Origin of the sequence: Bradyrhizobium sp. 35, assembly GCF_023073215.1 — a bacterium.
GTDB classification, from domain to species: domain Bacteria; phylum Pseudomonadota; class Alphaproteobacteria; order Rhizobiales; family Xanthobacteraceae; genus Bradyrhizobium; species Bradyrhizobium canariense_D.
The window spans coordinates 232,259-245,116 of the sequence record NZ_JADPJC010000050.1 but is presented as its reverse complement, the minus strand read 5'-3'; the positions used below and the strand labels follow the sequence as shown (position 1 = coordinate 245,116).

The window sequence follows — 12,858 nt, the reverse complement described above, 5'->3', positions numbered from 1 at the left end:
GCCAGTCGCGGCTCAAGCGACGCTTTTGAGATCCTGCTGGATCGCGGCAAGCAAGGACTGCAGCGCGTCGCTGTTCACCGGTTTGGCCCCGGTATTGGCGGGCAGAACATTGGCAGGCCGCGCGGCATTGACCGGGCGCTTGGGGAATGGCGGCGTGGGTGTGGGCATCGCGGATTGCGCGAACACGTCCTCGGTATGGACGAACTTGCCATGGATGACGTCGTCGCGACGGCCCATGACAAACATGGTCGCCCAATAACCGGCAGCCAGCAGGATTACGCAGAAAACAACAAGCTCTAACATCATCGCACCTGAAATATGCGCAATGATTCAATGCCTTCGCGAGCCTGTCAATGAACCGACGGTCACACCTGCGGCTTTTGCGGGCGGGTGTGGCCGATCAGTCACTCTTTGTTAACCATACCCGCGCCCACGAGGAGGCCGAGAGCGGCCGATCAAGCTTTGTCCGGCCCGACCCGCACCAGCTGCTTGCCGAAATTGGCCCCCTTGAGAAGCCCTATGAAGGCTTCGGGCGCGGTCTCCAGGCCCTCGGTGACAAACTCCTTGTACTTGACCTTGCCCTCGCGGAGCCAGCCGGACATGTCGCGCAGGAAGTCGCCATGGCGGGAGGCGAAGTCGGAGACGATGAAGCCGCGGAAGGTCAGCCGCTTGGTCAGGGTCGCGCGCATCATGCTGGCGGCCCATTTCGGCGGCTTCGCTTCAGTGTCGTTGTAGTGGGCGATGAGGCCGCAGACGGGTACGCGCGCAAACGCATTGAGCAGCGGGAACACCGCCTCGAACACGGCGCCGCCGACATTCTCAAAATAGACGTCGATACCCTTCGGGCAGGCGTCCTTCAGCTTCGTCGCCAGATCGGGATCGCGGTGATCGATGCAGGCATCGAAGCCGAGCTCCTTCACGACGTAATCGCATTTGTCCTTGCCGCCGGCGATTCCAACCGCGCGTGCGCCCTTGATCTTCGCGATCTGTCCCACGGCCGAGCCGACCGCGCCGGAGGCGCCGGCGACGACGACGGTCTCGCCTTGCTGCGGCTTGCCGATATCGAGTAGGCCCGTGTAGGCGGTCATGCCGGGCATGCCGAGCACGCCGACGGCCGTCGAGATCGGCGCGAGCTTCGGATCGATCTTGTTCAGCCCCTTGCCGTCGGAGATCGCGTGCGTCTGCCAGCCCGCGCGCGAGAGCACGATGTCACCCTTGGCAAAGTTTGGATTGTTGGAGGCTGCGACCTCGCAGACCGTACCGGCCTCCATCACACCACCGACGGGGACCGGCGTCGCGTAGGATGGACCGTCGCTCATGCGCCCGCGCATATAGGGATCGAGCGAGAGCCAGATCGTGCGCAGCAGAACTTCACCCGCCGCAGGCGTCGGCATAGCGAATTCCTCGATGCGGAAATCGGACGGTTTTGGCTCGCCGACGGGACGCGCGGCGAGAACGATGCGTTTGCCTTGGGACATGATGGCTTCCTCCTGATTATGCTTCGGCGCGAACGGAAGCGGAGGGAGCGGAGCACGTCAACACAAAAGCACACTCTCGCTGTCATCGCCCGCGAAGGCGGGCGATCCAGTAATCCGAGAGGGTCGTGGTAGAGCCGAAAGGCCGCGGCGTACTGGATGCCCCGCCTTCGCGGGGCATGGTCATTTGGGCAATTCCAACGCGCAGCCGCGAGCCTAACCCCCGCCCGGATAGTTCGGCGCCTCGCGCGTGATGGTGACGTCGTGGACGTGGCTTTCGCGCAGGCCCGCGCCGGTGATGCGGACGAACTGGGCCTTGTCGTGCAGGTCCTTCATGTCCTTTGCACCGACATAGCCCATCGCGGCGCGCAGGCCGCCGGCGAGCTGGTGCATGACGTTGCCGACCGGGCCCTTGTAGGGCACCTGGCCCTCGATGCCTTCGGGCACGAGCTTGAGCGTGTCCTTGATGTCCTGCTGGAAGTAGCGGTCGGCCGAGCCGCGCGCCATCGCGCCGACCGAGCCCATGCCGCGATAGGCCTTGTAGGATCGGCCCTGCCACAAGAACACTTCACCGGGCGTCTCGTCGGTGCCGGCGAGCAGCGAGCCGACCATCGCGATGTCGGCACCGGCAGCGAGCGCTTTGGCAAGGTCTCCGGAAAACTTGATGCCGCCGTCGGCAATGACGGGGATGTCCGACTTCTTCGCCGCCTCGACCGCATCCATGATCGCGGTGAGCTGGGGAACGCCGACGCCGGCGACGATGCGCGTGGTGCAGATCGAGCCCGGGCCGATGCCGACCTTGATGCAGTCCGCGCCCGCATCGATCAGCGCCTGCGCACCCTCCGAGGTCGCGACGTTGCCGGCAACGACCTGCACGGAATTGGACAGGCGCTTGATGCGGTTGACCGCATGGAGCACGTGACGGGAATGGCCGTGCGCGGTGTCGACCACGACGAGATCGACGCCGGCATCGATCAGCCGCTCGGTGCGCTCGAAGCCGCTATCGCCGACCGTGGTGGCGGCGGCGACGCGGAGGCGGCCCTGCGCGTCCTTGCAGGCCAGCGGATGGGCGACCGCCTTCTCCATGTCCTTCACGGTGACCAGGCCGACGCAGCGATACTGCTCGTCGACCACAAGCAGCTTCTCGATGCGATGCTGATGCAGCATCCGCCGCGCCTCGTCCTGGCTGACATTCTCGCGCACCGTGACGAGACCTTCATGGGTCATCAGCTCGGAGATTTTTTGCTGGCGGTCGGTGGCGAAGCGGACGTCGCGGTTGGTGAGAATGCCGACCAGCTTGCCCGGCGTGGACTTGCCCGCACCGGTGACGACGGGAATGCCGGAGATGCCGTGATCGCTCATCAGCTTGAGCGCGTCGTCCAGCGTGGCGTCCGGGCTGATCGTGAGCGGGTTCACCACCATGCCCGACTCGTAGCGCTTGACCTGCCGCACCTGGGCAGCCTGCCCTTCGGGATCGAAATTGCGATGGATGACGCCGATGCCGCCGGCCTGCGCCATGGCGATCGCCATGCGGGCTTCGGTGACCGTGTCCATGGCGGAGGCCATGATCGGGATGTTGAGCGGAATGGCGCGGGTGACGCGGGAGCGGATGTCGACCTCGCCCGGCATGACGTCCGACAGGCCCGGCTTCAGCAGCACGTCGTCGAACGTGAGGGCTTCGCGAATGCCTTGTTGCACCGTGGCCATGTGCCAACTCCTTCCGCGGCCCTGCCGCAAATAGCTATGGATGAGCGCCGCCCTCGGCGTACCTTGCGGCAACGCCGGAGAATCGGAGCCCATCGGTGGGGTTGACGCGGGTCGATAGCACGGGCGAGCGACGAATCAAAGCAATTCGGACCGCCGGCCAGCCATGCACAGGCTTTTTTGGGCAAGTTCGGCGGCGGATAGCCTTCGCGGCGGCACGTACTGGCGAACGGCAGATCATCGTGATCTCCGGCGCAGGGCGCACCCGCTTGGGGTCACGCGGGATTTAGGTGCTATGCGTCGATCCGCAATGGTCGCGGCCCAGTGGCGGTGATAAGCCGCAATTCTCGCCCTTCGTTCCCGATGTCCATTACCAATCCGTCATGGTCGACAAGCAACGCATCATTCCGCTGATCGTAGCCACTGCTCTCTTCATGGAGAACATGGACTCGACGGTGATCGCCACGTCGCTGCCCGCGATTGCGGCCGACATCGGCACCAGCCCACTGACGCTCAAGCTCGCGATCACTTCCTATCTGCTGTCGCTTGCGGTCTTCATCCCGGCGAGCGGCTGGACCGCCGACCGGTTCGGCGCGCGCCTGGTGTTTGCGATTGCCGTCGGCGTGTTCATGGTCGGCTCGGTCGGCTGCGCGCTCTCGACATCGGTCACCGATTTCGTGTTCGCGCGCATCCTCCAAGGCATGGGCGGGGCAATGATGACGCCGGTCGGGCGCCTCGTGCTGCTGCGGTCGGTCGACAAGAGCGCGCTGGTCAACGCGATGGCGTGGGTGACGGTCCCTGCCCTGATCGGCCCCGTGATCGGGCCGCCGCTCGGCGGCTTCATCACCACCTACGCGTCATGGCACTGGATCTTCCTGATCAACATCCCGATCGGGCTGCTCGGCATCTTCATGGCCTTGCGCTTCATCGATCCCATCAAAAGCGAGGAACGAGAGCCGTTCGACCTCTACGGCATGGTGCTCGCGGGCCTCGGGCTCGCCGGCATCGCCTTCGGGCTGTCGGTCGCCGGACTCAATCTGCTGCCATGGAGCACGGTTGCCGCCCTGGTCGTCGGCGGATCGATCTCGATGTCGCTGTATGTCCTTCACGCGCGGCGAACGGGGTCGCCGGTGCTGGACTTTACGCTGCTGAGGCTGCCAACACTGCGCGCGGCCGTTCTCGGCGGCTTCATGTTTCGGCTCGGCATCGGCGCGCTGCCGTTCCTGCTGCCACTGCTGATGCAGATCGGATTCGGCCTCTCGCCGTTCAAGTCCGGCCTCGTCACGTTTGGCTCCTCGCTCGGCGCCATGGGCATGAAGGCGCTGGCCGCGCGCATCATCCGCGCCTTCGGCTTCCGCAACCTGATGACGGTGAACGCGATCATCAGTGCGGTTTTCCTGGCCGCCTGTGCCCTCTTCACCGTGACGACGCCCCTGCTGATCATCATGATCATCCTGGTGGTCGGCGGCTTCTTCCGTTCGCTCGAGTTCACCGCGATCAACACGGTGGCCTATGCCGAGGTCGAGCAGGCGCAGATGAGCCGCGCCACCACGCTCGTCAGCGTCAACCAGCAGCTCGCGGTCTCGGCCGGCGTCGCGGTCGGCGCCGCCTCCGTGGAGACGACGATGTGGTTCAGCCACGTCAGCGAGCTCGACGCCACCGTGTTTGCGCCGGCCTTCGTCGTGATCGCCGTGACCTCGGCGGCGTCGAGCTGGTTCTTCTGGCAGATGCCCGCCGATGCCGGCCACGAAGTTTCCGGCCGCAAAGCCGTGGAGATCGCGAGCCGCAAGGGCGCCGGCAAGGGCGCGGCCAAGGCGGCCGTCAAGGCGGCGACCGAGGATACGCAGGATGTGCGGGATCAGCGGCTGGGGTAGGCTCTCTTCTCGTCCGCTATTGCGTCGCCCCGCCCCGAAATCCCGTCGCGAGAACGTAGCGCTCCGAGGAATCCGCACGGCTCGCGGCCGGCTTGACGTGGCGCACCGTTGCGAAATCGCGCTTGAGCTGGGCGAGCAGTTCGGCGTCGGCGCCACTCTGGAACGCCTTCGCCAGGAAGGTCCCGCCCGGCCTCAGCACATCGCAGGCGAACGCGGCAGCGGTTTCGATCAGGCCGACGATGCGAAGCTGGTCGGTCTTGCGATGACCGGTGGTGTTGGCAGCCATGTCGGACATCACGATGTCGGCGCCGCCGTCGAGCATGGCCTTGAGCTTGTCCGGCGCGTCATTGTCCATGAAGTCGAGCTGTGCGAACTCGACCCCGGCAATCTCAGGGATTTCCAATAGGTCGATCGCGATGACCTTGCCCTTGCCGTCGACCGAGCCGACGCGCTTGGCGGCGATCTGGCTCCAGCCGCCCGGCGCCGCACCGAGATCGACCACAGCCATGCCGTGCTTCAGCAGCCGGTATTTGTCATCGATCTCGAGCAGCTTGAAAGCGGCGCGCGAGCGATAGCCCAGCGCCTTCGCCTTCACCACATAGGGGTCGTTGAGCTGCCGCTCCAGCCAGAGCTTCGACGACAATTTGCGCTTGCCGTGGGTCTTGACCTGGACGTGCAAACGGCCGGTGGTGTCCTTGGCCATCTCACCAGCTCCTGAGCGCGCCGTCTTCGCGCATCATCTCGACCAGCATACCTTCGCGCAAGCCCCGGTCGGCGACGCGCAGGCGCGGCAGCGGAAAGGCGCGGCGGATCGCGTCGAGGATGGCGCAGCCGGCCAGGACGAGATCGGCGCGCTCGACGCTGATGCAGCTGTTCGCGGCGCGCTCCTCGTAGCTCATGCCAAGCAGCTTGTTGATGGTCGCGGTGACGTCGGTATCGTTCATCCAGACGCTGTCGATGCGGCGGCGGTCGTAGCGCGCGAGGTTGAGATGGATGCCGGCGAGCGTCGTCACAGTGCCTGACGTGCCGAGCAGATGCATATCAGTGAGATCGCCGCCATGCTGTTCGGCGAACGGCGCGATGTGATGGGCGACCTCGCGCTCCATCGCGGCGTAGATCTCGGGGGTCACGTCGCGGCCCCCGAACTGCTCGGCAAGCGTGACCACACCGAACGGGATCGACATCCAGGCTTTGATGCGCGGCTCCGGATTTGCGGCGTCGCGCTCGATCCGTACCAGCTCGGTCGAGCCGCCGCCGATGTCGAACAGGATTGCGCCGCGCCCCCTGGGATCGACCAGCGGCGAGCAGCCGAGCACGGCAAGCGCCGCCTCGGTCTCGCGGTCGATTACCTCGAGCTCGATCCCGGTCTCGGCAGCGACGCGGCTGCGAAAGCCTTCGGCATTCGAGGCGGCGCGGCAGGCTTCGGTGGCGATCAGCCGCAGCCGCCGCGCTTTGCGCAGGTTGATCTTGTCGCGGCAGATGCCAAGCGCCACGATGGCGCGTTCGATCGCGGCCTCGCTGATGCACCCGGTTGCCGAGACGCCCTCGCCGAGCCGGATGATGCGCGAGAAGGAATCGACCACGCGAAAGCCGTCGTGGGTCGGACAGGCGATCAGGAGCCTGCAATTGTTGGTGCCGAGGTCGAGCGCCGCGTAGACGCCGGTTCCCGGCGCTTGCGCGCCGACGGCCGGTTCAGTGGCGAACGCCGCCGCCATCGACCCCAGCTCACCGTGCGGCGCAAGGCCGTCGCGGAGCCGCGTGTGGTCATTCATACAAACTGTCTTTCCGCGGCCGGTTAGGCCGATCTGGAATTGCTTTTTCGCCTGAAACATTAGCAGCGCACCAATCCTGCGCAACAACGCATCACATGGGACCATGCCCATTCGTGCGTTGTCGTGAGCGGGCCGGTGGGTTATTTTTGAGGGGTCCGGACCCCAGGCGCCCCCCAAACCGCGCATTTGCCGGCTTTTCAGGTCAATTCCATGCAAGAACACACTAAATCCTCCACGCTCGAAAACGCTATTGCACTGCAAAAATATGGCGTCGGGCAGCCGGTCCGCCGCAAGGAGGACGATACCCTGGTGCGCGGCAAGGGCCGCTACACCGACGATTTCAACCTGCCCGGCCAGGCCCATGCCGTGATCGTTCGCTCGACCCATGCCCATGGCGTCATTCGCGGCATCAACATCGATGCAGCCAGAGCGATGCCGGGCGTGCTCGGGGTGTGGACCGGCAAAGACCTCGATGCGGCCGGCTACGGCCCCTTCACCTGCGGCCTGCCGCTGAAGAGCCGTGACGGCTCGCCCCTGCTCCAGACCAACCGCCAGCCGCTCGCAACCGACAAGGTCCGCTTCGTCGGCGATCCCGTCGCCTTCGTGGTGGCGGAGACGCTGGCCCAGGCGCGCGACGCGGCCGAGGCGGTCGAACTCGACATCGAGCCGCTGCCGGCGGTGACCGATCCCGAGGAAGCCGCAAAACCCGGCGCGCCGCAGCTCTACGACCACATCCCGAACAATGTCGCGCTCGACTACCACTATGGCGACACCGACAAGGTCAACGCGGCCTTCGCCAGTGCTGCTCACGTGACCAAGGTCGACATCGAGAACACCCGCGTCGCCGTGGTCTCGATGGAGCCACGCGTTGGCCTTGCCTCCTATGACAAGAAGACCGAGCGCTACACTCTTCAGGTGCCCACGCAGGGGGTGGCAGGCAACCGTGCCAATCTCGCCAAGAACCTGAAAGTGCCGAACGAAAATGTGCGCATTCTCACCGCCAATGTCGGCGGCTCCTTCGGCATGAAGAACATCAATTACCCCGAATACATGTGCATCCTGTACGCGGCAAAGACGCTGGGACGGCCGGTGAAATGGCTGGACGAACGCTCGACCAGCTTCTTGTCCGACAGCCACGGCCGTGCGCAGAAAATTCACGCCGAACTCGCGCTGGATGCCGAGGGGCATTTCCTCGCCGCCAAGCTCTCGGGCTACGGCAATCTCGGTGCCTACATCACCGGCGTTGCGCCCAGCCCGCTCTCGCTCAACACCAGCAAGAACTTTTCCAGCGTCTATCGCACGCCGCTGATGGCCGTCGACATCAAGACGGTGCTGACCAACACCACGTTAATGGGCGCCTATCGCGGCGCCGGCCGGCCCGAGGCCAACTACTACATGGAGCGGCTAATCGACCGCGCCGCGGACGAGATGGGCATCAACCGGCTGACCCTGCGCAAGCGCAACTTCATCAAGCAGAACCAGATGCCGTTCGCCGCGTCCTCCGGCGTCACCTATGACAGCGGCGACTTCCAGGCCGTCTTCAACAAGGCCCTCGAAATCTCCGACCACGAGAATTTTGCCAAGCGCAAGAAGGAGAGCAAGAAGTCCGGCAAGCTGCGCGGCATCGCCGTCGGCTCCTATCTGGAGGTGACCGCACCTCCCGGCGTCGAGCTCGGCAAGATCGTGTTCGATCCCGATGGCTCGGTGCAGCTCATCACCGGGACGCTCGATTACGGTCAGGGCCATGCATCCGCATTCGCGCAGGTCCTCTGCCAGCAGCTCGGCGTTCCCTTCGACAGCGTCAAGCTGGTGCAGGGCGACAGCGACATCGTCCACACCGGCAACGGCACCGGTGGCTCGCGCTCGATCACCGCGACCGGCATGGCGATCGTGGGCGCCGCCAAGCTCGTGATCGAAAAGGGCAAGCGCGCCGCCGCGCACATGCTGGAGGCATCCGAAGCCGACATCGAATTCGAAGGCGGCAGTTTTACGATCGCCGGCACCGACCGCAGCATCGACATCATGGAGCTCGCCAAGCGCCTGCACGACGGCAAGACGCCGGAGGGCGTGCCCGACAGCCTCGACGTCGATCACACCAGCGAACCGGTGCCGTCAGCCTTCCCGAACGGCTGCCATGTCGCCGAGGTCGAGATCGACCCTGAGACCGGCGTCGTGCAGATCGTGCGCTACAGCGCGGTCAACGATTTCGGCACGGTGATCAACCCGCTGCTGGTCGCAGGCCAGCTCCATGGCGGCGTCGTCCAGGGCATTGGCCAAGCTCTCATGGAGCACGTCCGCTACGACGAGAGCGGCCAGCCGATCACGGGCTCGCTGATGGACTACGCTCTGCCGCGCGCCGAGGACGTTCCGAACATGACGGTCGGCGACCACCCGGTGCCGGCCACGACCAATCCGCTCGGCAGCAAAGGCTGCGGCGAAGCCGGCTGCGCCGGCAGCCTGTCGACGGTCGTGAACGCGGTGATCGACGCGCTCTCCGACTACGGCATCAAGCACATCGACATGCCGCTGACGCCGGAACGCGTGTGGCGCGCGATCCAGGATGCGAAGGGGAAAGCGGCGTAGGGCTGCCCTTCTGCCTCCACAAGCAGACTGTCATCGCCCGGCTCGACCGGGCGATCCAGTACTCCGAGACGGAAGCGATTGACCGATAGGCTGCGGCGTACTGGATTCCCCGCCTTCGCGGGGAATGACAGCGAGGGTGAGGACGCGCTGCGCCCCTTACATGCCGCCTAAGCCGCCGCCTGCTCGCGCGGCTGGTAGATCGCGATGTGCTGGCAGTGCGCCAGCGGCGTCGTGCCGTTGGCGACCACCAGCGCGTCGAGCTCGACGAAGCGGTGGCCCTTCTTCTCGTAGTTCGCGGTGACTTTTGCCCGCGCGGTGATCTCGTCGCCGGCGCGCGCGGCTGACAGCAATTGCATGCGGCTGCCGACATGGATCCAGGGGCCGAGGATCGTGTTGTCCACCAGCACGCGGTTCATGACGCGCTGAATCAGGCCGGGATGGCCGAGCCCCCCGCCCGCGAAGATCGGATCGGTTTCACGGATGTCGGCGAGATAGTCGGCGGCATCCTGCCCGGCCCAGCGGCGCGGTGTCGTGCCCAGCCATTTGCCGGTCTCGAATGTTGCCGGGCTGACCGGTTTGCGCTCGGCAATCGCGGGGACCTCGACATAGTCGCTCAACGATACCGCAGTCGCAATCGCCGGCAGCGACGCCGTGCCGGTGGCACACAGCTCGGTGCGGCTGAACACCTCGATGGTGAGCAGGCCGTTGTGCTCGGTCGCATCGACGTCGGCGGTCTCGCCGTCATAGACCGGCTTGATGAAACGCGCCTCGATCAGCCCGCGCGACAGGAAATCGCGGCCCCAGCGCGCCACCGGCACATGCATCATGTAGGCGAAGACGTCGACGCCGGGGACCAGCCCACCGGAAAACCCGAAACGGCGCGCCACTGCATCGTCATGCATCTTGTTTTCGGATTGCTTGGCCGTGTTGTAGGCCTGGACGCGATAGGTTTCGAGCCGGTTCGGCATGGCTTGGCTTTCCCCAATTTCTTGTTGTTTCGGCCCGATCGTAGGCCCTGAGGAACCGGGGTCAATCCCCTCGCCTTTGCGGCCCGAATGGGGTACCACGCGGCTGCTGCGGAACCGCTTCGCAAGCCCCATCTACGGACCATGACGAACCCTCAAAACACCACCCGTATCTATGTCGACGCCGACGCCTGTCCGGTGAAGGACGAGATCTATCGCGTCGCCGGCAGGCACGGCCTGCCCGTGAGCGTGGTCGCGGGCAATTTCATCCGCGTGCCCCAGGATCCCCTCATCGAGCGGATCGCCGCTGGTGCCAGCATGGACGCAGCCGATGACTGGATCGCGGAACGCGCCGGGCCCGGCGACATCGTCATTACCTCGGATATTCCGCTCGCAAGCCGCTGCGTGAAGGCCGGCGCCGATGTGATCGCGTCCAACGGCAAGGCGTTCACCGAGGAATCGATCGGGATGACGCTCGCGGTCCGCAACCTGATGACCGATTTGCGCTCGGCCGGCGAAGTCACCGGCGGTCCGAAATCGTATTCACCGCGCGACCGCTCGACGTTTCTGTCGACGCTCGACCAGACCATCCGCCGCATTCAGCGCCGCCGCGCCGACCAGGCCGCAACAAGACAGGACTGAGACACCGCATGGCGCCACCGCTGATTCAACTGCGCGATATCAAGCTGACCTTTGGCGGCACGCCGCTCCTGGCGGGCGTCGAACTGTCGGTTTCGACCGGCGAGCGCGTCTGCCTGATCGGCCGCAACGGTTCCGGCAAATCGACGCTGCTCAAGATCGCCGCCGGCCTGGTCGAACCGGATGGCGGCAGCCGTTTCGTGCAGCCCGGCGCCACCATCCGCTATCTGCCGCAGGAGCCGGATTTCTCCGGTTTCTCCACCACGCTCGCTTATGTCGAGGCCGGCCTCAATGCTGGCGACGACCACTATCAGGCGCGCTATCTGGTCGAGCAGCTCGGTCTCAGCGGCGAAGAAGATCCGGCGCATGTCTCCGGCGGCGAAGCGCGCCGCGCCGCGCTGGCACGCGTGCTGGCGCCCTCGCCCGACATCCTGCTGCTGGATGAGCCGACCAACCATCTGGATCTTCCGACCATCGAATGGCTGGAGAGTGAACTGGAGAGCCGCCGCTGCGCGCTGGTGATCATCAGCCACGATCGGCGCTTCCTCGGCAATCTCTCGCGCAGCACCGCCTGGCTCGACCGCGGCCAGATCCGGCAGATCGACCGCGGCTTCAGTGCCTTCGAGGCTTGGCGCGACGAGGTGCTCGCGGAGGAAGAGCGCGACCAGCACAAGCTCGACCGCAAGATCGTCAACGAGGAGCACTGGCTGCGTTACGGCGTCTCGGGCCGCCGCAAGCGCAACGTCAAGCGACTCGGCAATCTCCACGCGCTGCGCGACCAGCGCCGCACCCATCGCGGCGCGACGGGCAACGCCAACCTGGCGGCTGCCGAGGCCGACAAGTCCGGCAAGCTCGTCATCGAGGCCAAGAATATCAGCCGGTCCTATGGCGAGCGAAAGATCGTCGACGGCTTCTCGATCCGCGTCCAGCGCGGCGATCGCATCGGCATCGTCGGCCCGAACGGCGCCGGCAAGACCACGCTGATCGAGATGCTGACCGGCGGCAGCGCACCGGACAGCGGCAGCATACGGCTCGGCGCCAACATCGAGATGGCGACGCTCGACCAGCATCGTGAAAGTCTCGATCCGAAGACGACGCTGGCCGAGGCGCTGACCGGCGGCCGCGGCGACCATGTCATGGTTGGCGGCAAGCCGAAGCATGTCGTCAGTTACATGAAGGACTTCCTGTTCGCCCAGGAACAGATGCGCACGCCGCTGGAGGTGCTGTCGGGCGGTGAGCGCGGCCGGCTGATGCTGGCACGCGCGCTGGCAAAACCCTCCAACCTCCTGGTGCTGGACGAGCCGACCAACGACCTCGACCTGGAGACCCTCGACGTCCTCGAGGAGATGCTCAGCGACTACGAGGGCACCGTGATTCTGATCAGCCACGATCGCGATTTTCTCGACCGCGTGGTGACGTCAGTGATCGTGCCCGAGGGCAACGGACGCTGGCTCGAATATGCCGGCGGCTATACCGACATGCTGGCCCAGCGCGGCGCCGACGTGAAGCGCGCGACCGCGAAGGCCGTCGAAGAGACGAGAGAGCAGCGATCAGCCGTGCCGTCCGGCGTCGCGAGACGACGCTTGACCTTCAACGAGCAACACGCGCTGGAGACGCTGCCCAAGACCATCGCCAAGCTGCAGGCCGAGATCGCCAAGCAGCAGCGCTTCCTTGACGACCCCGATCTCTTTCGCAAGGATCGCAAGCGCTTCGACCAGGCCTCCGACGCTCTGACGACGGCGCAAAAGGAACTGGCCGAGGCCGAGGACAAATGGCTGGAGCTCGAAGTGCGGCGCGAAGAGATTGAACAGGCCTAGCGTGCATTCCGCAAAAGTGGGCACCGCTT

General features: G+C 65.5%; 10 protein-coding genes. 4 read left to right on the top strand and 6 right to left on the bottom strand.

Going from position 1 to position 12,858, the window contains the following annotated elements:
- Positions 1 to 12: 12 nt before the first annotated feature.
- The 3 genes from IVB36_RS09320 to guaB form a co-directional block, all read right to left on the bottom strand.
- Positions 13 to 303 (bottom strand): hypothetical protein, encoded by a 291-nt coding sequence (locus tag IVB36_RS09320; protein ID WP_026233756.1) that lies wholly within the window; start codon positions 301 to 303, stop codon positions 13 to 15.
- A 152-nt stretch (positions 304 to 455) separates the two neighbouring features.
- Positions 456 to 1,478 carry an NADP-dependent oxidoreductase gene (locus IVB36_RS09315; protein ID WP_247391323.1) on the bottom strand — a complete coding sequence of 341 codons (1,023 nt, stop codon included), beginning with the start codon at positions 1,476 to 1,478 and terminating at the stop codon, positions 456 to 458.
- 213 nt (positions 1,479 to 1,691) lie between these two features.
- The gene (gene guaB / locus IVB36_RS09310) at positions 1,692 to 3,182 is read right to left on the bottom strand and encodes an IMP dehydrogenase (protein ID WP_007609139.1); all 1,491 of its coding nucleotides are present in this window, start codon (positions 3,180 to 3,182) and stop codon (positions 1,692 to 1,694) included.
- A gap of 380 nt (positions 3,183 to 3,562) precedes the next feature.
- Between guaB and IVB36_RS09305 the strand changes: the two genes are divergently transcribed.
- A complete protein-coding gene (locus IVB36_RS09305; protein WP_204510954.1) occupies positions 3,563 to 5,053 on the top strand; it encodes an MFS transporter in 1,491 nt (496 codons plus the stop codon).
- 16 nt (positions 5,054 to 5,069) lie between these two features.
- On the opposite strand, the gene IVB36_RS09300 is transcribed toward IVB36_RS09305, so the two are convergent.
- Both IVB36_RS09300 and IVB36_RS09295 read right to left on the bottom strand, forming a co-directional pair.
- Positions 5,070 to 5,756: an RlmE family RNA methyltransferase gene (locus tag IVB36_RS09300; RefSeq protein ID WP_204510953.1), complete on the bottom strand. Its 687-nt coding sequence runs from the start codon at positions 5,754 to 5,756 to the stop codon at positions 5,070 to 5,072.
- Position 5,757: 1 nt separating this feature from the next.
- The gene (locus IVB36_RS09295) at positions 5,758 to 6,825 is read right to left on the bottom strand and encodes a Ppx/GppA phosphatase family protein (protein WP_026233757.1); all 1,068 of its coding nucleotides are present in this window, start codon (positions 6,823 to 6,825) and stop codon (positions 5,758 to 5,760) included.
- A 210-nt stretch (positions 6,826 to 7,035) separates the two neighbouring features.
- Between IVB36_RS09295 and IVB36_RS09290 the strand changes: the two genes are divergently transcribed.
- Entirely contained in the window at positions 7,036 to 9,408 is a 2,373-nt protein-coding gene (locus IVB36_RS09290; protein WP_247391321.1) for a xanthine dehydrogenase family protein molybdopterin-binding subunit, read from the top strand.
- Positions 9,409 to 9,575: 167 nt separating this feature from the next.
- On the opposite strand, the gene IVB36_RS09285 is transcribed toward IVB36_RS09290, so the two are convergent.
- Complete coding sequence (locus tag IVB36_RS09285; RefSeq protein WP_085352825.1) at positions 9,576 to 10,376, bottom strand: hypothetical protein; 801 nt, start codon at positions 10,374 to 10,376, stop codon at positions 9,576 to 9,578.
- Between the two features lie 141 nt (positions 10,377 to 10,517).
- On the opposite strand from IVB36_RS09285, the gene IVB36_RS09280 reads away from it, so the two are divergent.
- Both IVB36_RS09280 and IVB36_RS09275 read left to right on the top strand, forming a co-directional pair.
- Positions 10,518 to 11,015, top strand: coding sequence for a YaiI/YqxD family protein (locus tag IVB36_RS09280; protein ID WP_018459205.1), 498 nt, complete (start codon positions 10,518 to 10,520; stop codon positions 11,013 to 11,015).
- An 8-nt stretch (positions 11,016 to 11,023) separates the two neighbouring features.
- Positions 11,024 to 12,829, top strand: coding sequence for an ATP-binding cassette domain-containing protein (locus tag IVB36_RS09275; RefSeq protein WP_247391318.1), 1,806 nt, complete (start codon positions 11,024 to 11,026; stop codon positions 12,827 to 12,829).
- The last annotated feature ends 29 nt before the right edge of the window (positions 12,830 to 12,858 follow it).